A 19,309-nucleotide genomic window follows, 5' to 3' on the forward strand; every position below is an offset into this window, starting at 1 on the left:
TCTTCTACGTTAAAAACTTTTTACTTTTACAGCCGTTATGACGCAAAAAATAAGCACGATTCACCAACAAATTTTGGATGCTAAGAAAAATGGACAAAAACTATTGGCCATTCTTCTGGATCCTGATAAAATTGTTTGGGAAAATTTAGATCATTTATTACTTAAAATAAACCAATCTCCTGCAACACATATTTTTGTGGGTGGAAGTATTGTTCAAAGTACCATTTTAGAAGATTTAATTGCGCAGTTAAAACAAAAGACAAATCTGCCTGTTATAATTTTTCCGGGCGATCCGTCACAGATTTCTCCGCAAGCCGATGCTATTTTGTTCTTGTCTCTATTATCTGGCCGAAATCCGGATTATTTAATTGAATATCAGGTTCAGGCAGCGCCAATTCTTAAAAGAACCAAGCTTGAAGTTATTTCAACAGGATATATTTTAATCGAAAGCGGCAATGAAACCGCAGTTGCACGCGTTAGTAAAACAGAACCGCTTAACCGCGAAAATTTTGATTTGGCTTTAGCAACAGCTCAGGCTGGCGAAATGCTCGGAAACAAATTAATTTATTTAGAAGCAGGAAGTGGTGCAAAAAAAGCGGTGCCGCTGGAAATGATCTCATTAATTGCTCAAAACATAGAAATTCCTGTAATTGTTGGAGGAGGAATTGTAGATTTGCACGGAATTAAAAAGGCGTATAATGCCGGTGCAGATTTAGTAGTTATTGGAACTGCTTTTGAAAACGACAGTCATTTTTTTGATTCATAAATAAAATTTAACAGCCACAAATACCACAAAAATGATTGACTTTTTTCTTGATAGTTATAAAAACACTCCTTTATGGCATATTGCTTTGGAGTTTTTGGTCTTTGTTTTTGGTATTTTAAGTGTTTGGTTTGCTAAAAAAGAAAACATTTGGGTTTATCCAACAGGTTTAATTACCACCGTAATTTCAGTATATCTTTTATATGTTGCCGGTTATATTGGTGATATGATTATCAACGCCTATTTCTCGATTATGAGCATTTATGGCTGGTATGTTTGGGCAAAAGGTGGAACGGTTGAAGATAACCTGCCCATTACAAGAACAAATTTTAATGAAAAAATAATTGGAGCTTTATTGTTTTTCGTAACCATTTTCGTAGTTTTCGGGATTTATAAATATTTCGATTACGAAATACACAATGACAATTATGTCGATATGATATCGTCTGGAATCTTTTTTGCAGGAATGTGGTACATGGCGAGGAAAAAAATCGAAAACTGGACCCTTTGGATTATCGGTGATATTATTGTAGTACCACTTTATGCTTATCGCGGCTTAGGGATGCTGTCACTTCAATATTTAATTTTTACAATTTTAGCTATTTCAGCTTATTTAGAATGGAAAAAGATCTTAGACAGCAAAAAACAACAATAATAAAAATTGCTTTATTTGGCCCTGAAAGTACAGGTAAAACAACTTTAGCAAAACAGCTTGCAGATTATTATGAAACCGAATGGGTTCCGGAATTTGCACGCGACTATCTACAGGAAAAATGGGAAGAAAATCAGCATATTTGTACCGCTGATGATATGATGCCTATTGCTTACGGGCAGACAGCACTAGAAAATGAAAAACTTTCCCTGGCAAATAAATATTTGTTTTGCGATACCAATTTAATGGTTACCAAAGTTTTTTCGGAAGTATATTATGGTTTTTGCGACTCACTTTTAAACGAAGCGGCACTGGAACATGATTATGATTTATTTTTCCTGACGGATATTGATGTTCCTTGGGAGAAAGATGATATTAGAGACACTCCGGAAGGAAGAGAAACTGTATTCTCTGTCTTTAAACAAGCTTTAATAGATACTAAAAAGCCGTTTATAACACTTTCTGGCGATAAAGAAAGCCGTTTGGCAAAAGCAACTGTTATTGTTGATGCTTTAAATACTTTTAAAGAAAAAGGGCTTTCATCTCAGGACTTTGTTGAAATTTATAATAACGGAATCCCTTTTGAAAATATCTTAAAGCAATTAAAAATATTTAAGAAAGGAATAGCAAAAAGCAATCTGATTAGTCCGGCAACCATAAACAACGGAATCTTAAGTTTGTCTGAAACTGATTTTGAAGAAAAAGCTTCTTTTTTTGATAAGCAGAAAGAAAAATTAAAAATTAAAAAGTTTGTTCCCGCATCTGGCGCAGCAACCAGAATGTTTAAGTTTTTAAGTGCTTTTTTGAATGATTTTGACATCGAAAAAGAAACGATAAACGCTTATATTAACAGAAAAAATGATAAAGAACTTGCCATTTTTATCATTGGTATGGATAAGTTTCCTTTTTTTGAAACAGTTCATCAAAAGCTGAAAGAAATTTATCCTGATTTTGAAATTTTAGAAAGAGATTATAAAAATTATTATTTTATAAAATTGCTATTGTCTTCTGATTATTATAATTCGGCAAATAAACCAAAAGCAGTTTTGCCCTTTCATTTATATAAAACGCACATTGCAAACCCAATTGAAGAACATTTAAATGAATGTGTACATTATGCAACATCAGAAAATGTTTCAAATTTGCATTTTACAGTTTCAGAAATTCATCAGGATTTGTTTGAAAATGCGGTTGATGAGGTTAGAGAGAAAATAGAAAAGCCTTCAGGCATAAAAATTAATATTGGGTATTCTTATCAAAATAAAAGTACAGATTCTATTAATGTTGATGCAAAAAATAAAATTGTCAGAAACGCAGATGGCAATCTAATTTTTAGACCAGGCGGACACGGTGCTTTAATTGAGAATCTAAATAATCTTGATTCAGATATCATTTTCATTAAAAATATCGATAACGTGATTCAAAATCATATTGATCAAATTACACTGTACAAAAAGGCATTAGGAGGTATTTTAATTGCCGTACAGCAAAAGGTATTTGGTTATTTAAAATCTATTGAAAAGCAGCAAATAAGCGAAAATGACCTTCCTGAAATTGTGGAGTTTTTAATTCATAAACTGAATGTTAAAATGACTAAAGATTTCAATAAGTTTACTTTTGAAAATAAGATTACTAAAATTAAAGAACTGTTAGATCGTCCAATTAGAGTTTGCGGAATGGTTCGTAATGAAGGAGAACCAGGCGGTGGGCCGTTTTGGGTGATGAATGAAAAAGGAGAAACTTCTCTGCAAATTGTAGAAACATCACAGGTTGATCTAGCGAATAAAAAACAGCTTGAAATTTTAGAAGAAGCAACACATTTTAATCCCGTTGATTTAGTTTGCGGAATTAAGAATTATAAAGGTGAAAAATTTGATCTGAAACAATTTGTAGATCAAAAATCAGGATTTATTGTAGAAAAAAGCGTTGAAGGAAAACCAGTAAAAAGCTATGAACTGCCGGGATTATGGAATGGATCAATGGCAAATTGGTTAACTGTTTTTGTGGCAGTTCCTTTAATTACTTTTAATCCGGTGAAAACCGTAAATGATTTATTAAAACCGGCACATCAGCCACAATAATGGATAGCGATAAAATCATATCAGAATTAAATTTCAAAGCCGTTAGAAGCAGTGGCGCGGGCGGACAAAATGTAAATAAAGTTTCATCAAAAGTGGTTTTGTCTTTCGATTTAAATGCATCACAAGCTTTATCTGAAGATGAAAAAGTGCTTTTACAAACTAATATTATTGCTCGTTTAACAACCGAAAATATCTTAATTTTAAATTGCGACGAAGATAGAAGCCAGCTTAAAAACAAAGAAATAGTTATAAAACGTTTTTTAGAGATTATCAAAAAAGGTTTGTTTGTACCCAAAGTTAGAAAAGCTACAAAGATTCCAAAATCGGTAATCAAGAAAAGAATCAAGGATAAAAAGAATATTTCTGAAAGAAAACAATCAAGAAGAAAACCTAACTTGGAGTAAAACCCAATTTTTTAAATTGCTTCGCCTGTTCGCTATCACTCGAGTCCAAATTCCAAAGAGACTAACTAAAAGCGAGTTTTTTGGGATTTGGAATTTCTTTTTTGGAGTTTTAAATATTTTAACACTAAATTTGCACTGTCTCAAAGGGGTGCTCTAAATAACGAGCTGAGATCATACCCAAAGAACCTGAGCGAGTAATGTTGCTAAGGGAAAAAACGACAATTTCAGTGTGAATACTTTGTTTTGTCGTGAAACACATTTATTAATTTAACAAAAGAATAATTCCCCCTTTTATTCGTAATTCTTTACGAATGAAAACTATTTTTGAAGGTACTAAGGTATTAAGTTACAAAGGTTCTAAGTCGAACCAAAAATCTATTTTCTTTACTCTGTTCTCTATTTTCTTTGCTGTATTCTCTTATGGACAGGAACAAGACTCGACTCAAGTAAATCAGCTTGATAATGTTTTAGTTTCGGCAGTTCGTGTTACGACTAAAACTCCGGTTACGTTTAGTAATATGGACAAAAAGGAAATTAAATTTAGAAATCTTGGACAGGATATTCCTGTTTTAATGAATTATCTTCCATCTGTTGTTACAACTTCTGATGCAGGAGGAGGAATTGGTTATACCGGAATCAGAGTCCGCGGAAGCGATGCTACAAGGGTAAACGTAACCATAAACGGAATTCCGTATAACGACGCTGAAAGTCAGGGAACTTTTTGGGTAAACATGCCTGATTTTGCTTCTTCTGTAGAAAGCTTACAATTACAGCGCGGAGTAGGAACTTCTACTAATGGTTCTGGAGCTTTTGGAGCAAGTTTGAATATGCTGACAGATAGTTATGCATCTAAACCAACTGGAGAAGTCTCAGGCTCGTTTGGAAGTTTTAATTCTCAAAAACAAACAGTAAAATTCAGCACTGGTCTGTTAAATGATCATTTTGAATTAGCAGGACGTTTGTCCAGAATTAAATCTGATGGCTATGTTGATAGAGCAAGTTCTGACTTGAAATCTTATTTCTTGCAAGGAACTTATGTTGGAAAAACAACTTTAATCAAAGCTTTGGTTTTTGGCGGAACAGAAAAAACATACCAATCCTGGAACGGAATCGATGCTGAAACCTTAAATTCAGACCGTACTTTTAACTCTGCAGGAATGTATACAGATGAAGCAGGAAATGTGCGTTTTTATGACAATGAAACTGATAATTATAAACAAGATCATTATCAGTTACACTGGAGCGAATCTTTCTCTGATAAATGGAGTACTAATTTAGCTTTGCATTATACAAAAGGGCAGGGTTACTATGAAAATTATAAAGAAGATGCCGATATGGCTGATTATAATTTGAATCCTGTTGGAGCAATTACAACCACAGATTTGGTACGTCAAAAATGGTTAGATAATGATTTTTACGGCACTACATTTTCAGTAAAATATAAAGATGAAAAACTAGATGTTATTCTTGGCGGCGGCTGGAACAAATACGAAGGCGATCATTACGGAAAAGTAATTTGGGCAAGAAACGCTTCACAATCAGAATTGGGAGATCATTATTACGATGATTTTTCTACAAAAACAGATGGAAATATCTTTGCAAAAGCGAATTATCAGTTTACAGAAAAATTAAGCTTTTATGGTGATTTACAATATAGAAGAGTAGAATATAAAGCAGATAGTCCTGAAACTGGTTTAGTTGATGATACTTTTAACTTCTTTAACCCAAAAGCGGGTTTGAACTACGAAATCAATCAAAAAAACACTTTGTATTTTTTATACGCTCGTGCCAATCGTGAACCAAACAGAACGGATTATGAAGGCGGAAATGTAAAACCGGAAAAACTAAACGATTTTGAATTAGGCTGGAGATTTAATTCAGAGAAATTCCAGTTGAATTCGAATTTCTATTATATGGGTTACAAAGATCAATTGATTTTAACTGGAAGATTAGATGATGTTGGAGCGCCAATTCGTGCTAATACTGAAAAAAGCTACCGTTTGGGTTTTGAATTTGATGCAACAATTTCGCTTTCAGATAAATTTATTCTTAGACCAAATTTTACGCTTAGCAGTAATAAAAATGTGGATCTTGCGGTTGAAGGACAATATTATGGAACAACAAAAATTGCATATTCTCCAGAAGTTATCGCCGGAAATATAATCGTGTACAGTCCAATTAAGAGTCTGCATATTTCTTTATTGCAAAAATATGTTGGCGAACAATACATGAATAATATCGAATTGCCAGAAGCTAAACTGGCTGATTATTTTGTAAACGATTTGAACGTTTCTTATGAAATAAAACCAAAATCAATCTTTAAATCAATTACAATAACAGGTTTGGTAAATAATATTTTAGACAAAAAATATGTTTCAAACGGAGCAATGTGGGATATTTATCCCTATTACTATCCGCAGGCAGGAATTAATTTCTTAGCCGGATTGACATTGAAATTCTAAAAAATAAAAAAGCCTGAAATTAAACTTTCAGGCTTTTTTTATTTCTAGTTGTAAACGTGAATAACAGTTCCGGTTACTTGTACTTTATATTGTTTTAGCGGATATTCTTTTCCTCCAAGTCCGGTAAACAAACTGTAAGAAGTTTTATCACACGAACACACGGCATTTATACCATCAATTGTCATTGCAGCGCAAGAAGTTAATTCCTGATTTGGGCACGCTGCATCAAATGCATTATAACCGCTTCCGGCATTAAAAATAATAATTCCTTTTGCTCCGTAATTAGGAACAATAACAGCATTACTTACAAATTTAAGATTAGAATAAGCAGGCAGGTTCATGTCTACAGACAAATTAACGGTGTAATTAGGTATGTAAGGATTTTTATTACTGCGTTCGCTGTCGCTGCATGCGACAAGCACAGAAACGAAAAGAATTAAGAGCCAGATTTTTTTCATTATTTTAATAAGAATTAGTTAAACAAAAATAATTTATTTAGATTTGATTTTTATATGATTAACATATAATTATGTACTATAAAAAATAATAGTATATTTGTAATACAAAATCCCGTCCCGATGGGATTTTTTCTATTTATGTAAACGATGAAGTTATGAGTAAAGTATCTTATTATACCGCAGAGGGATTAAAAAAATTGAAAGATGAATTAGAGCATTTAAAAAGTGTAATGCGTCCTAAGGCATCTCAAGATATAGCAGAGGCAAGAGACAAAGGCGATTTATCTGAAAACGCCGAATATGATGCTGCAAAAGAGGCGCAGGGTTTATTAGAAATGAGAATTGCTAAATTAGAAGAAGTATATTCTAACGCAAGATTAATTGACGAATCACAATTAGATGTTTCGAAAGTTTTGGTACTTTCTAATGTAAAAATTAAAAACCAAAGCAACGGAATGGAAATGAAATATACACTTGTTGCAGAAAGTGAAGCAGATTTAAAAACAGGAAAAATTTCTGTAACTTCTCCTATTGGAAAAGGCTTACTGGGAAAATCTGTTGGTGAAGTAGCGGAGATTACAGTACCAAACGGTGTTTTGAAATTTGAAATTCTGGAAATCTCAAGAGACTAAGTCATTGCGAGGAACGAAGCAATCTCACTATTAAAGTTCAATCGGTTAAACGATTAACCAAATAAACGAATAAACAAAAATGGCATCTATATTCACTAAAATAGTAAACGGAGAGATTCCTGCATATAAAATTGCTGAAGATGATAATTTTTTAGCTTTTTTAGATGTAAATCCAAATGCTAAAGGACACACGCTTTGTATTCCTAAACAAGAAATCGATAAGATTTTTGATATGGATGACGAACTGTATTTAGGTTTGATGAAATTTTCTAAAAAAATTGCCGCTGCCCTTGAAAAAACGGTTCCCTGCAAAAGAATCGGAATTGCAGTTGTAGGTTTAGAAGTTCCTCATGCACACGTGCATTTGATTCCGTTAAACCATATGGATGAAATGCGTTTTCAAAATAAAGTTTCTCTTTCAAAAGATGAATTTGAAGCTTTAGCAAAAGATATTCAGGCAAATATTTAAACGGATAACTGTCAGACTGAGCGAAGTCGAAGTCTTGTCAATGCAAAAAAACACCAATTCAGAATATGAGTTGGTGTTTTTTTTTATTTCTGTTTTTTAAAGAGGGTCAACTATTTTATAACTAATTTGAAAAGTAGTTCCTTTTCCAATTTCAGAATGTAACACCTTAATATTTCCGTTGTGATATTCTTCAACAATTCTTTTCGTTAAAGAAAGCCCTAATCCCCAGCCGCGTTTTTTAGTCGTAAAACCAGGTTCAAAAATAGTTTTGAATTGTTTTTTTTGAATTCCGCTTCCAGAATCTTTTACATTTATTTTTACATGATGAGAATCCTGCTCAATCGAAAGTTCCAAATTTCCTTTTCCTTTCATGGCGTCAATTGCATTTTTAATCAGGTTTTCAATTGTCCAGCTGTGAAGCGTTGGATTAATTAAAGTAAAAATAAGTTTTTCAGGAGCCTGATAAGAAAATGAAACCTGTTTAGAAAAACGAGATTGTAAATATTCGTAAGTATTTAAAGTTTCGCTGACAATATCATAAGGTTCCAAAACAGGAATAGAACCAATTTTAGAAAAACGATCTGTAATTGTTTGTAATCGATCAATATCTTTTTCTATTTCCAATGTTATAGATGGATCAATCTCTTCGGTTTTTAAAATCTCAACCCAGCCAATTAAAGACGATAAAGGTGTACCAATTTGATGTGCTGTTTCTTTTGCCATTCCCGCCCACAATTTGTTCTGTGTTGCCATTTTGGTGCTTTTGTAAAAATTATAAATTAAAGCAACAAATAAAAATATAATCAGCAATAAGGCAATTGGGTAATATTTTAGTTTGTTCAGTAATTCAGAATTACCATAATACAAATGTTGATATCTTCCCGGAGCATATTCAAACGTTATGGGTTCATTTTCGCTTTTTAAATTTCTCAGGAAATTTTTTAATTTTTTCTTGTCATTAAGAACATCATCAGGAACGTTTTTAGAACTCACAACGTTATCATAAAGCATTACTATAGCTGGAATTGAAGTGTTGTTGCTGAAAATTTCAAGCGGAAGATCTACATCGGTATTTTCGTCTGCATTAACGATTGTAATTTGCGCATTCGCAAAAAGGTTCATTTTTAGACGTTCTTCATTTTTAAAAATTTGGAAAAAGGTATAAGTGTTCCAAAGAATCAAAGTAATGATTGAAAAGGAAATAAGAATTATGACCCAGCGAGTTGTATTTCTACTTTCAGAAAAACGCATAAATTAATTTTTGAGGTATAAATATAACGAAATTAACACATTTTATATTTTGCAGGGCTTTAAAAGTTTTTTTGGTTTTATCTTCTAAAACTATTTCCATGAATTGAACGATTTCTCTACTTTTGTATGACCGAAATGAGGTTCGGTTAAACTAGAAAATTATGATTAGCATCAATCCAAAAGAAATATCAACGCCGCAGCTGCATGCTTATCTGCAAAGTTCGGTAGGGCCGAGACCAATTGCTTTTGCAAGTACAATAAGCGAAAAAGGAATTCCAAATTTGTCGCCATTTAGTTTCTTTAATGTCTTTAGTGCTAATCCGCCAATTCTGGTTTTTTCGCCATCAAGACGTGTGCGCGACAATACAGTAAAACATACTTTAATTAATGCCGAAGCAACAAGAGAAGTTGTTATAAATGTTGTAAATTACGATTTAGTACAACAAACTTCGTTAGCAAGTACAGAATATGGAGAAGGTGTAAACGAATTTATCAAAGCAGGTTTAACCCAGATTCCGTCAGATTTGGTAAAACCATACCGCGTAAAAGAATCTCCGGTTCAGTTTGAATGCAAGATAACGCAGATTATTCCGTTAGGAACAGAAGGAGGGGCAGGAAATCTGATTTTGTGTGAAGTAGTAAAAATGCATATTCACGAATCAATTTTAGATGAAAACGGAGCAATCGATCAGCATAAAATAGATTTGGTTTCAAGACTTGGAGGAAATTGGTATTCAAGATCCAATCAAGGGCTTTTTGAAGTAGCAAAACCCTTGACAACACTGGGAGTAGGCGTAGATGCAATTCCGGATTTTGTAAAAGAAAGTGCTGTTTTTGATGGAAATGATTTAGGAAAATTAGGCAACGTAGAAGTATTGCCTACAAGCGAAGAAGTTAGTATATTTGTGAAGGAAAATTTTTCTGTGAAAGGAGTTTTAAGCTCAGATGATCAGGAAAAGGTACACTTAGAAGCCAAAAAATATCTGAATAATGATGATATAGAATCGGCGTGGAAAGTGCTTTTAGCTAAAAAATAAGAATAGAAACAATAATTAATTATAGACGAAGATGGAAGTTATAGGAAAAGTAAAAGTGGTTAATCCTGAACAGCAAGTTAGTGCTTCATTCAAAAAAAGAGAATTAGTAGTTACTACAGATGAGCAGTATCCACAACACATTTTAATCGAATTTACACAAGATAAATGCGATTTATTGAGCAGCTATAAACAAGGAGAGGCAGTAAAAGTTTCTATCAATTTAAGAGGAAGAGAATGGGTTAATCCACAAGGAGAAACTAGATATTTCAATAGTATTCAAGGTTGGAGAATCGAAAGAATGGCGCCAGAAGGTCCTGCACAAACTCCGTCAGTTCCTGCTGCAGAAGCTTTTGCTCCAGCTACAAATTTAAACGAAGACGAACCAGACGATTTACCGTTCTAAGAAAGTTTAAATTTCAAAACATAAATTCCAAATTCCAATTCATTCGCATGAATTTGGGATTTGGAATTTTATTTTTGAGTTCATTTTGTCATTACGACCAAAGGGAGAAATGACAAGATTGCGAAAGTTTGGAATTTGGAATTTTAAAAATTGATTATTTAAAAAGATGTATTTCCTATTTGACAGATTATATTTTCCACCCGTTTCAGAAGCTGATGAAGAAGGTATTCTGGCTGTAGGTGGTGATTTGAGCCCGGAACGATTAAAACTGGCGTACAACAACGGAATTTTTCCGTGGTTTAACGAAGGTGAATCGATTCTTTGGTGGGCTCCGGATCCGCGTATGGTTTTGTTTCTAGATGAATTAATTGTTTCCAAAAGTATGCGTAACATTCTGAACAGGAATATTTTCACTGTTACTTTTAATACACGTTTTAAAGAAGTAATTTTAAACTGCCAAAAAATATTGCGCGACGGTCAGGACGGAACCTGGATTTCTGATGAAATGATCGAAGCATATTGTGAACTGCATAAAGAGGGAATTGCAAAATCTGTTGAGGTTTGGCAGGATGAGGTTTTAGTTGGCGGTTTGTACGGAATAGATTTAGGACATGTTTTTTGTGGCGAAAGTATGTTTTCTAAAGTATCAAATGCTTCAAAAGTGGGGTTTATATATTTAGTAAATCATTTAAAAAAAGAGAATTATAAATTATTAGATTGTCAGGTTTATAATCCGCATTTAGATAGTTTAGGCTGTCGCGAAATTGATCGTGACGAATTTATGTCCATTTTAAAAAGTAAATAAAAATGAGTGCAGTTCATGTTGTAAAAGAAATTTATATTTATCCGATAAAAAGCTTAGCAGGAATCAGTGTTCAATCTGCTCTAGCTGAAGAAATGGGATTTGAAAATGACCGAAGATGGATGCTAATCGATGCAGATAATCAAATGATAACGCAAAGAGAACATCGCATTATGAGTCAGTTTTATCCACAAATTTCAGATGGAAAAATCAGTATAACTTTTCAGGATCAAAAGCATGAATTTTCTATAAACGAACATTTAGAAAACGCTATAAAAGTGAATGTTTGGGATGATAAAAGCGAAGTTGTTGAGGTAAATCATGCTACTTCAAAATGGTTTAGCCAGCATTTGGGTTTTGAATGTAAACTGGTCAAAATCAGAAAAATTGGAAGCCGCAAACATGAAAGTACCAGATTAAAGGAAACTTTTAATGTAAGTCTGGCCGACGGCTATCCTTATTTATTAATTGGATCAAAAAGCCTGGATTTTTTGAATGATAAACTCAATGAAAAAATTACCATAAAAAGGTTTCGTCCAAATATTGTAATCAGCAGTCAAAACGAACATGAAGAAGACGATTTTAATACTTTTAAGATTGGAGAAGTTCAATTTAAAAATGTAAAACCTTGCGGTAGATGCATTATGGTTAATAATGATCCAGAAAATGGACGTTTAAAAAAAGAGCCTTTAAAAACCTTAAGCAAATACAGAAATGTAAATAATTCCGTTTTATTTGGGACTAATATTGTGAGTTTAAACTCTGGAAATATTAAAGTTGGAGACGCAGTTGTTTTCTAGAAATTCAGTTTTGTAAAATTCCAGTTTAGCGTATTAAAAAGAACCAATTCATTTTTTAAAGCAGGTAATTCTAAAATTAATTTAAGCGTTTCGTGCGCCATCATATTTCCAATAATTCCGGGTAAAGTTCCCAAAACGCCATTTAAATCACAATTCGGAACATCTTTTGGATCAGGCATTTCTGGAAATAAATCCCGAAGGTTTTTACTTCCGTTATGATTGAAAACAGCAATTTGCCCTTCAAATTTTAAAATACTTCCGTAAACCAAAGGCTTGTTAAGTTGAACGCAAGTATCATTGACCAAATAACGTGTTGTAAAATTATCTGAGCCATCCACAATTATATCATATTGCTGTATAATTTTTGAGGCATTTTGAGAAGTTAGTTTCTCCTGAATTGCTTCAACTTCAATTAACGGATTCAACTTTGAAAGAACATCTTTAGCCACAATTGCTTTAAATTGCCCAATTTCATTTTCAGTATATAAAATCTGTCTGTGCAGATTGTGAATTTCGATCGTATCAAAATCCATAATTCCGATAAAACCCACTCCGGCTGTTGCAATATATTGTAAAATCGGACAGCCTAAACCGCCCGCACCAATTACTAAAACACGTGCTCTTTTTAATTTTTCCTGACCTTCGTCTCCAATTTCAGGAAGAATAGTTTGTCTGTTGTAGCGGAGGAATTCTTGTATAATGCTCACTTTTGGTAATTTTAGATTGTTGATTTTAGATTTTAGATTGCTGAAAAAGATAAAAAAATCTGAAATCTAAACTCTGAAATTTGAAATAAAAGTTTTATCCCAGTCCTTCCAAACAGGTTCATAACCTGCATTTTTTATGATTTTTGAAATTTCTTCTGCAGAGCGTTCATCGCTGATTTCGAATTGTTCCAAAGATTGCGGATCAACGACATAACCACCCGGATTTGTTTTTGAACCGGCACTCATACTGGTAACTCCAATTGGAATTATATTGTTTCTGAATTTTTCATTTTCACGGGTTGAAATAGAAATTTCTAAATCTTCATTCCACAAACGATAAGCGCAGATTAATTGTGTCAAATCTTTATCGTCCATAATAAAATTGGGTTCGATAATTCCTTCGGCGGGACGGAGGCGGGGAAATGAAACCGAATATTTGGTCTGCCAATATTTTTTTTGAAGATAATCTAAATGCAAAGCATTGAAAAAGCTGTCGGTTCGCCAGTCTTCTAAACCTAGTAAAACGCCTAAACCAATTTTATGAATTCCTGCTGTTCCAATCCTATCCGGAGTTTCAAGCCTATAATCGAAATTTGATTTTTTGCCCTTGGTATGATATTTTTTATAAACTTCCTGATGATAGGTTTCCTGATAAACTAAAACCGAATACACTCCAGCGGTATGTAAACGCTCATAATCTTCGGTAGAAAGCGGCTGAACTTCAACAGAAATAATCGAAAATTCTTCCCTAATTAAAGCAATTGCATTGAGGAAATAATTGATGTTAACAGTGTAATTTGCTTCGCCGGTAACTAATAAAACATGGTCAAAACCTGTATTTTTTAGAGCTTCAACTTCGAGTTTTATTTCAGCATCAGAAAGTGTTTTTCGTTTGATTTTATTGTCTAAACTAAAACCGCAATAGGTACAGATATTTTGGCATTCGTTGCTTAAATACAACGGTGCATACATTTGAATCGTTTTCCCGAAACGTTTTTTGGTGATTTCATGGCATTTCTGCGCCATTTCTTCCAGATAATTTTGAGCAATGGGAGAGATCAAAACCAAAAAATCATCGAGATTGAGTTTGGTTTTTGCCAAAGCTCGTTCGACATCTTTTGATGTGGTTTGGTATATTTTCGATTGAATAGTATCCCAATTATATTGCTCAAAAATAGATTTGAATGTGTTCATTGGATTGTTTTTATTTCACGCAGATTTTGCAGATTTAGGCAGATTAAAATTGATTTTTATTTATTGATATTCTTTATTCTTTTTTATATTTTATTGACAACTCTTTTTATATCATTTAAGATGTTAAGGGTATTAAAGTTTACAAGTAAACCTAATTTTATATTAGTTAGTCGGAGATAGGTTGCAATTTGTTTGTAATGTATTGGTGCTAATTCTTCGACAGATTTTAATTCAATTATTACTTTATCTTCGACTAACAAATCGAGTCTAAAAGCGGCATCTAATATTATTTCTTCATAATTAATAATAATTTCTACTTGCTTTTTAACCTTTAGCTCTAATTTTTCTAGCTCATAAAACAATGCACTTTCATAAACAGACTCAAATAATCCTGGCCCTAAATTATTATATACTTTAAAAATTGCTCCTCGTACTAGATATGATATTTCATTTTCAGTCATTAATTCTTTAGTTTTTAATTTAATCAAAATTAAAGAATTTTCTTTCTTTTTAAATAAATCGTTTACACGAAAATTTTACAGATAAACAATAAATTAATCTATATTAAATCTGCCTAAATCTGCAAAATCTGCGTGAAACAAAATTTTATTCATAAAGAAATGAAGTCAAAGGACTTGAAGCCACAGCATAATTTTGTTGATTAGCAATTCGGGCTTCAAAAGCTTTTCTTCCTGCTATTACGGCTTCTTTGAAAGCTTCGGCCATTAATTTTGGATTTCCGGCAACGGCAATTGCTGTATTAACCAAAACAGCATCGGCGCCAATTTCCATTGCTTTCGCAGCGTCAGATGGAGCGCCAATTCCGGCGTCGACAATTACAGGAACATTACTTTGCTCGATTATAATCTCAAGAAAATCCATTGTTTTAAGCCCTTTATTGCTTCCAATAGGAGATCCTAAAGGCATCACGGCAGTTGTTCCAGCACTTTCTAAATGTTTACACAAAACAGGATCAGCGTGAATGTAGGGCAGAACAAAGAAACCAAGTTTAGCCAATTCTTCCGTAGCCTTTAAAGTTTCAATTGGGTCAGGCATTAAATACTTTGGATCCGGATGAATTTCCAGTTTAACCCAATTTGTTTCAAGTGCTTCACGAGCTAATTGAGCAGCAAAAACGGCTTCTTTTGCATTTCTCGCTCCGGAAGTATTCGGCAGTAAATTGATATTTGGATGTTGTAAATGTGAAAGAATCGCATCGGTTTCAGTTTCTAAATCGATACGTTTTAAGGCAACAGTAACCAATTCGCTTTCCGAAGCTAAAATCGCTTCTTCCATTTCTTTATTTGAACCAAATTTCCCTGTTCCTAAAAACAAGCGTGATTTGAAGCTTTTATCTCCAATATTAAACAATGACGTTTGCATATAATTTTTCCTTTAATTGTTTAATTAGTATTTTTTTTTCTGAACTTTCTGTAATGATTCCAGAAACCGCAATTCCGTGAATTCCGGTTTCCATTAATGGACTGACATCTTTTAATGTAATTCCGCCAATAGCATAAACAGGAACATCGATTTTATTCTTTTTCATTTTTTGGAGAATTTCAAAATAGCCTGATAATCCTAAAATCGGACTTAGTTTTTCCTTTGTAGCCGTAAATCGAAAAGGGCCTAAACCAATATAATCACAGCCATTTTTGACATGATTTTGAATGTCTTCAAAAGTATTGGCCGTTCCTCCAATAATTTTTGTTGTTCCTAAAATGGCTCTCGCTTCATCGATTTTCATATCAGTTAATCCTAAATGAACGCCGTCTGCCGCAATCTGCTCAGCGAGATGCAAATCGTCATTTATAATAAAATTAGCCAGATACTCTTCGCACAAAGGTTTTACCTTCTCTGCTAAAGCAAATGCTTCTTTGCTGGTTTGATTTTTAAAACGCATTTGTACCCATTTACAGCCAGCATCAAGAGCCTGATGAATATTGTACAATTGTTCTTTGCTGGTTTCGCCCTGCGAAATGTATTGCAATTTGTTATACATAGTGATATCCAATTAATGTTGAACTTGAACTCAGGTAATTTTCGATATATATTTTAGCATTTTTGCAGGCTTCTGTTATATTTTGATTTAAGGCCAAATTGGAAGCAATTGCAGAAGAAAGCACACAGCCCGAACCGTGTTTTTCAAAGCATTTTTTATTGGTTGGAAGCAAATCCAAAACTTCATTTTTAAGAAATAAAAGATCAGTTCCTATTGCTGATTCGTTATGTCCGCCTTTTAATAAAATATTTGTTGGAATCTCATTTTGCGACCGAAGATTCTTTGAAATAAACCCCGGAAATAAAATTTCAATTTCATGGTAATTCGGTGTAATCAAATCGATTTTAGACAAGATTTTATGTAAATCAGAATAATCTTTAATAGTCATAAATTCAAATTTTGTTGCCGATCTAAGAACAGGGTCCCAAACAATTTTAGTGGAAGGAGACAGCATTTTAATCGTCGAAATAATTCGGTTTAAATCATGTAAAGAAGAAATAATTCCAATTTTAACGGCACTGATTTTATAATTTAGAAATAACGTTTCGATAGAACGAATAACAAAACTCAAATCTGTCCATTGAATCTCATAAAATGTATTTTCGGTCTGAATCGTATTGGCTGATGTAATGGCAAAACCGGTTACTTTATGCTGTTCAAAGGTTTTGATATCAGCTAAAATACCAGCGCCGCCAGACGGATCTAAACCTGCTATTGTAAGTACGAAAGGACGATTTGCTGACATAATTTAAATTGTTTTATCGGATTTTCATTATTCCAAATAGTTCCTAAAAGAGCGATATCATCAAAGCCATTTTTCATTGTTTTTTGAATGTTTTCAGCATCAATTCCGCCTAAAGCTATCACTTTTGTTTTATAGTTTGTTCTGGATTTTAATGCTTCAAAAAGATCGGTTTTTGGCTCGTAATTTTCTTTGGAAATACTTTTAAAGACAGGGCTTAGAAATGCATAATCAAAATCATTTTCCAGAGAATTAAAATCTTCTATAGAATGTGTTGATGTGGAAAAATTATACCTACAAGGTTTTGGAAACCTTGCAGGAAAATCATGAATGCGGTTTCTTTCTTTTTCAGAAAAATGAATTCTGTTAATTCCAAAATCTTCAGCTAAGTGATGGTGATTGTGCAAAATCAGATTAGACCGAAATTCTAATTTTATCTGATTAATGAACTGTACCATTTCTAATTCTGAAAAATCAGGTTTCCGAATATGAAGCAAAGACAATCCTTCTTCAAATAAAGAATGAAAAATTCGAATTTCATCTTCAATAAAAAAAGGATTTGTAATTACAATCATATCTTTCTTCTATGCTCTTTAGTCTATTTTCTTTTAAATATAAATCTCTTTTCCCTGTTCAATAAACTCTTCTGATTTCTCCTGCATTCCTTTTTCTGCGGCAGCGACATCTCTAATTTCCTGAGATATTTTCATAGAGCAGAATTTTGGGCCACACATCGAGCAAAAATGCGCCACTTTTGCACCATCTGCTGGAAGCGTTTCATCGTGAAATTCTCTTGCTGTATCTGGATCTAAAGCCAAATTAAACTGGTCTTCCCAACGGAATTCAAAGCGTGCTTTACTCAAAGCGTTATCTCGATATTGCGCTCCCGGATGACCTTTTGCCAAATCTGCGGCATGTGCCGAAATTTTATAAGTTATCACCCCATCTTTCACGTCTTTTTTATTAGGTAAACCTAGATGTTCTTTTGGTGTTACATAACACAACATTGCACAGCCATACCAGCCAATCATAGCAGCTCCAATTGCCGATGTAATATGATCGTAACCCGGTGCAATATCTGTCGTTAAAGGGCCTAAAGTGTAAAATGGGGCTTCATGACAATGTTCTAATTGTTTGTCCATGTTTTCCTTAATCATGTGCATTGGTACGTGTCCAGGACCTTCAATAAAAACTTGCACATCATGTTTCCATGCAATTTTTGTCAATTCGCCTAAAGTTTCGAGTTCAGCAAATTGTGCAGCGTCGTTAGCATCGGCAATTGAACCCGGACGTAAACCATCTCCCAAAGAAAAAGCAACATCATATTGCTTCATGATTTCGCAGATTTCTTCAAAATGGGTGTACAAGAAATTTTCTTTATGATGAAATAAACACCATTTTGCCATAATGGAACCGCCTCTCGAAACGATTCCCGTAACACGATTTGCAGTTAAGTGAATGTATCGAAGTAAAACTCCGGCATGAATTGTAAAATAAGAAACACCTTGTTCTGCCTGCTCGATTAAAGTATCGCGGAAAATTTCCCAAGTTAAATCTTCGGCAATTCCTTTTACTTTTTCTAATGCCTGATAAATCGGAACGGTGCCAATTGGAACTGGGGAATTTCGAATAATCCATTCTCTGGTTTCGTGAATATTTTTTCCTGTAGATAAATCCATAATCGTATCAGCACCCCATCGACAAGCCCAAACGGCCTTTTCAACTTCTTCTTCAATACTCGAAGTCACAGCGCTGTTTCCAATATTGGCATTAATTTTTACTAAGAAATTGCGCCCCACAATCATAGGTTCACTTTCTGGATGATTGATATTGTTCGGAATAATAGCTCTTCCACAAGCAACTTCAGAGCGAACAAATTCTGGAGTAATTTTACTTTTTGGGGTATTGGCTCCAAAACTATGACCACCGTGTTGGCATTGCATGGCTTTAGTTTGTTCGTTTAAAAGTTCGATGCGTTGGTTTTCGCGGATCGCGATATATTCCATTTCCGGAGTAATAATTCCTTGTTTCGCGTAATACAATTGCGTTACGTTTGCGCCTTTTTTAGCTCTTTTTGGCTGATGTAAATATTCAAAACGAAGATGATTCAGAGTTTCATCTTTTAATCGGCTTTGACCGTAATCTGATGTGATTTCGCTTAAAATCTCAACATCATTTCGATCCAGAATCCAGCTTTCGCGTAAGCGTGGCAATCCTTTTCTAATATCAATTTCAATATTTGGATCTGTGTATGGACCAGAAGTATCATAAACCGTTACAGGAGGATTTTTTTCGATTCCACCGTTTGAAAGTTTCGTGTCGCTAAGATGAATCTCGCGCATCGCCACTTTTATAGGATGAATTTCACCATCGATATATACTTTTTTAGAATTCGGAAATGGGGTTCTGGATATTTGTTCTTCTGTTGTCATCGTGTTTTTTGTTTCAGG

Annotated in this window: 21 protein-coding genes; 11 read left to right on the plus strand and 10 right to left on the minus strand. The window is 33.6% G+C overall.

Going from position 1 to position 19,309, the window contains the following annotated elements; all coding sequences use genetic code 11:
- The first annotated feature begins 37 nt into the window (after positions 1 to 37).
- From J2Y38_RS06960 to J2Y38_RS06980, 5 genes are all read left to right on the plus strand, one after another.
- Positions 38 to 766 carry a geranylgeranylglyceryl/heptaprenylglyceryl phosphate synthase gene (locus J2Y38_RS06960; protein WP_309840868.1) on the plus strand — a complete coding sequence of 243 codons (729 nt, stop codon included), beginning with the start codon at positions 38 to 40 and terminating at the stop codon, positions 764 to 766.
- A 31-nt stretch (positions 767 to 797) separates the two neighbouring features.
- Positions 798 to 1,418 carry a nicotinamide riboside transporter PnuC gene (gene pnuC / locus J2Y38_RS06965; RefSeq protein ID WP_309840870.1) on the plus strand — a complete coding sequence of 207 codons (621 nt, stop codon included), beginning with the start codon at positions 798 to 800 and terminating at the stop codon, positions 1,416 to 1,418.
- On the plus strand, positions 1,382 to 3,496 hold the full coding sequence (locus tag J2Y38_RS06970) for a DUF4301 family protein (RefSeq protein ID WP_309840872.1): 2,115 nt from the start codon (positions 1,382 to 1,384) through the stop codon (positions 3,494 to 3,496). The genes pnuC and J2Y38_RS06970 overlap by 37 nt, the downstream gene beginning before the upstream one ends.
- Positions 3,496 to 3,900, plus strand: a complete 405-nt coding sequence (gene arfB / locus J2Y38_RS06975) for an alternative ribosome rescue aminoacyl-tRNA hydrolase ArfB (protein ID WP_309840874.1) — start codon at positions 3,496 to 3,498, stop codon at positions 3,898 to 3,900. The genes J2Y38_RS06970 and arfB overlap by 1 nt, the downstream gene beginning before the upstream one ends.
- Before the next feature lie 311 nt (positions 3,901 to 4,211).
- Positions 4,212 to 6,362, plus strand: a complete 2,151-nt coding sequence (locus J2Y38_RS06980) for a TonB-dependent receptor domain-containing protein (RefSeq protein ID WP_309840876.1) — start codon at positions 4,212 to 4,214, stop codon at positions 6,360 to 6,362.
- A 44-nt stretch (positions 6,363 to 6,406) separates the two neighbouring features.
- On the opposite strand, the gene J2Y38_RS06985 is transcribed toward J2Y38_RS06980, so the two are convergent.
- Positions 6,407 to 6,820, minus strand: a complete 414-nt coding sequence (locus J2Y38_RS06985; protein ID WP_073483154.1) for a hypothetical protein — start codon at positions 6,818 to 6,820, stop codon at positions 6,407 to 6,409.
- 155 nt (positions 6,821 to 6,975) lie between these two features.
- Between J2Y38_RS06985 and greA the strand changes: the two genes are divergently transcribed.
- Both greA and J2Y38_RS06995 read left to right on the plus strand, forming a co-directional pair.
- The gene (gene greA, locus J2Y38_RS06990) at positions 6,976 to 7,452 is read left to right on the plus strand and encodes a transcription elongation factor GreA (RefSeq protein ID WP_053472608.1); all 477 of its coding nucleotides are present in this window, start codon (positions 6,976 to 6,978) and stop codon (positions 7,450 to 7,452) included.
- Positions 7,453 to 7,531: 79 nt separating this feature from the next.
- Positions 7,532 to 7,921: an HIT family protein gene (locus J2Y38_RS06995; RefSeq protein ID WP_309840877.1), complete on the plus strand. Its 390-nt coding sequence runs from the start codon at positions 7,532 to 7,534 to the stop codon at positions 7,919 to 7,921.
- 96 nt (positions 7,922 to 8,017) lie between these two features.
- Here J2Y38_RS06995 and J2Y38_RS07000 read toward each other — a convergent pair whose 3' ends face one another.
- On the minus strand, positions 8,018 to 9,172 hold the full coding sequence (locus J2Y38_RS07000) for a HAMP domain-containing sensor histidine kinase (RefSeq protein ID WP_309840878.1): 1,155 nt from the start codon (positions 9,170 to 9,172) through the stop codon (positions 8,018 to 8,020).
- 161 nt (positions 9,173 to 9,333) lie between these two features.
- On the opposite strand from J2Y38_RS07000, the gene J2Y38_RS07005 reads away from it, so the two are divergent.
- From J2Y38_RS07005 to J2Y38_RS07020, 4 genes are all read left to right on the plus strand, one after another.
- The gene (locus J2Y38_RS07005; RefSeq protein ID WP_309840879.1) at positions 9,334 to 10,209 is read left to right on the plus strand and encodes a flavin reductase family protein; all 876 of its coding nucleotides are present in this window, start codon (positions 9,334 to 9,336) and stop codon (positions 10,207 to 10,209) included.
- A 31-nt stretch (positions 10,210 to 10,240) separates the two neighbouring features.
- On the plus strand, positions 10,241 to 10,612 hold the full coding sequence (locus tag J2Y38_RS07010) for a DUF3127 domain-containing protein (protein ID WP_012023670.1): 372 nt from the start codon (positions 10,241 to 10,243) through the stop codon (positions 10,610 to 10,612).
- Between the two features lie 166 nt (positions 10,613 to 10,778).
- Entirely contained in the window at positions 10,779 to 11,417 is a 639-nt protein-coding gene (gene aat / locus J2Y38_RS07015) for a leucyl/phenylalanyl-tRNA--protein transferase (RefSeq protein ID WP_309840881.1), read from the plus strand.
- Between the two features lie 2 nt (positions 11,418 to 11,419).
- Positions 11,420 to 12,214: an MOSC domain-containing protein gene (locus J2Y38_RS07020; RefSeq protein WP_309840883.1), complete on the plus strand. Its 795-nt coding sequence runs from the start codon at positions 11,420 to 11,422 to the stop codon at positions 12,212 to 12,214.
- Here J2Y38_RS07020 and J2Y38_RS07025 read toward each other — a convergent pair.
- The 8 genes from J2Y38_RS07025 to thiC form a co-directional block, all read right to left on the minus strand.
- Positions 12,211 to 12,921 (minus strand): HesA/MoeB/ThiF family protein, encoded by a 711-nt coding sequence (locus J2Y38_RS07025; protein WP_309840885.1) that lies wholly within the window; start codon positions 12,919 to 12,921, stop codon positions 12,211 to 12,213. The two genes, J2Y38_RS07020 and J2Y38_RS07025, sit on opposite strands and share 4 nt — an antisense overlap.
- A 66-nt stretch (positions 12,922 to 12,987) precedes the next feature.
- On the minus strand, positions 12,988 to 14,115 hold the full coding sequence (gene thiH / locus J2Y38_RS07030; RefSeq protein WP_309840887.1) for a 2-iminoacetate synthase ThiH: 1,128 nt from the start codon (positions 14,113 to 14,115) through the stop codon (positions 12,988 to 12,990).
- An 83-nt stretch (positions 14,116 to 14,198) separates the two neighbouring features.
- Complete coding sequence (locus J2Y38_RS07035; protein ID WP_309840888.1) at positions 14,199 to 14,576, minus strand: GxxExxY protein; 378 nt, start codon at positions 14,574 to 14,576, stop codon at positions 14,199 to 14,201.
- Positions 14,577 to 14,721: 145 nt separating this feature from the next.
- Entirely contained in the window at positions 14,722 to 15,498 is a 777-nt protein-coding gene (locus J2Y38_RS07040; protein ID WP_309840891.1) for a thiazole synthase, read from the minus strand.
- The gene (locus J2Y38_RS07045) at positions 15,479 to 16,117 is read right to left on the minus strand and encodes a thiamine phosphate synthase (protein WP_309840893.1); all 639 of its coding nucleotides are present in this window, start codon (positions 16,115 to 16,117) and stop codon (positions 15,479 to 15,481) included. Before J2Y38_RS07045 ends, J2Y38_RS07040 begins: the two co-directional genes overlap by 20 nt.
- Positions 16,110 to 16,862 carry a hydroxymethylpyrimidine/phosphomethylpyrimidine kinase gene (locus J2Y38_RS07050; protein ID WP_309840895.1) on the minus strand — a complete coding sequence of 251 codons (753 nt, stop codon included), beginning with the start codon at positions 16,860 to 16,862 and terminating at the stop codon, positions 16,110 to 16,112. Before J2Y38_RS07050 ends, J2Y38_RS07045 begins: the two co-directional genes overlap by 8 nt.
- Positions 16,829 to 17,434, minus strand: coding sequence for a thiamine phosphate synthase (locus tag J2Y38_RS07055; protein WP_309840897.1), 606 nt, complete (start codon positions 17,432 to 17,434; stop codon positions 16,829 to 16,831). The genes J2Y38_RS07050 and J2Y38_RS07055 overlap by 34 nt, the downstream gene beginning before the upstream one ends.
- Positions 17,435 to 17,467: 33 nt before the next feature.
- Positions 17,468 to 19,291 carry a phosphomethylpyrimidine synthase ThiC gene (gene thiC / locus J2Y38_RS07060; protein WP_309840899.1) on the minus strand — a complete coding sequence of 608 codons (1,824 nt, stop codon included), beginning with the start codon at positions 19,289 to 19,291 and terminating at the stop codon, positions 17,468 to 17,470.
- Positions 19,292 to 19,309: the final 18 nt, after the last annotated feature.

Origin of the sequence: Flavobacterium sp. 2755, from assembly GCF_031455715.1 — a bacterium.
Classification (GTDB): Bacteria; Bacteroidota; Bacteroidia; order Flavobacteriales; family Flavobacteriaceae; genus Flavobacterium.

Bases quoted from the DNA above. Each gene is read 5' to 3' on its own strand.
- J2Y38_RS06960 (WP_309840868.1), top strand. From the start codon at position 38: ATGACGCAAAAAATAAGCACGATTCACCAACAAATTTTGGATGCTAAG.
- pnuC (WP_309840870.1), top strand. From the start codon at position 798: ATGATTGACTTTTTTCTTGATAGTTATAAAAACACTCCTTTATGGCAT.
- J2Y38_RS06970 (WP_309840872.1), top strand. From the start codon at position 1,382: ATGGAAAAAGATCTTAGACAGCAAAAAACAACAATAATAAAAATTGCT.
- arfB (WP_309840874.1), top strand. From the start codon at position 3,496: ATGGATAGCGATAAAATCATATCAGAATTAAATTTCAAAGCCGTTAGA.
- J2Y38_RS06980 (WP_309840876.1), top strand. From the start codon at position 4,212: ATGAAAACTATTTTTGAAGGTACTAAGGTATTAAGTTACAAAGGTTCT.
- J2Y38_RS06985 (WP_073483154.1), bottom strand. From the start codon at position 6,820: ATGAAAAAAATCTGGCTCTTAATTCTTTTCGTTTCTGTGCTTGTCGCA.
- greA (WP_053472608.1), top strand. From the start codon at position 6,976: ATGAGTAAAGTATCTTATTATACCGCAGAGGGATTAAAAAAATTGAAA.
- J2Y38_RS06995 (WP_309840877.1), top strand. From the start codon at position 7,532: ATGGCATCTATATTCACTAAAATAGTAAACGGAGAGATTCCTGCATAT.
- J2Y38_RS07000 (WP_309840878.1), bottom strand. From the start codon at position 9,172: ATGCGTTTTTCTGAAAGTAGAAATACAACTCGCTGGGTCATAATTCTT.
- J2Y38_RS07005 (WP_309840879.1), top strand. From the start codon at position 9,334: ATGATTAGCATCAATCCAAAAGAAATATCAACGCCGCAGCTGCATGCT.
- J2Y38_RS07010 (WP_012023670.1), top strand. From the start codon at position 10,241: ATGGAAGTTATAGGAAAAGTAAAAGTGGTTAATCCTGAACAGCAAGTT.
- aat (WP_309840881.1), top strand. From the start codon at position 10,779: ATGTATTTCCTATTTGACAGATTATATTTTCCACCCGTTTCAGAAGCT.
- J2Y38_RS07020 (WP_309840883.1), top strand. From the start codon at position 11,420: ATGAGTGCAGTTCATGTTGTAAAAGAAATTTATATTTATCCGATAAAA.
- thiH (WP_309840887.1), bottom strand. From the start codon at position 14,115: ATGAACACATTCAAATCTATTTTTGAGCAATATAATTGGGATACTATT.
- J2Y38_RS07035 (WP_309840888.1), bottom strand. From the start codon at position 14,576: ATGACTGAAAATGAAATATCATATCTAGTACGAGGAGCAATTTTTAAA.
- J2Y38_RS07040 (WP_309840891.1), bottom strand. From the start codon at position 15,498: ATGCAAACGTCATTGTTTAATATTGGAGATAAAAGCTTCAAATCACGC.
- J2Y38_RS07045 (WP_309840893.1), bottom strand. From the start codon at position 16,117: ATGTATAACAAATTGCAATACATTTCGCAGGGCGAAACCAGCAAAGAA.
- J2Y38_RS07050 (WP_309840895.1), bottom strand. From the start codon at position 16,862: ATGTCAGCAAATCGTCCTTTCGTACTTACAATAGCAGGTTTAGATCCG.
- J2Y38_RS07055 (WP_309840897.1), bottom strand. From the start codon at position 17,434: ATGATTGTAATTACAAATCCTTTTTTTATTGAAGATGAAATTCGAATT.
- thiC (WP_309840899.1), bottom strand. From the start codon at position 19,291: ATGACAACAGAAGAACAAATATCCAGAACCCCATTTCCGAATTCTAAA.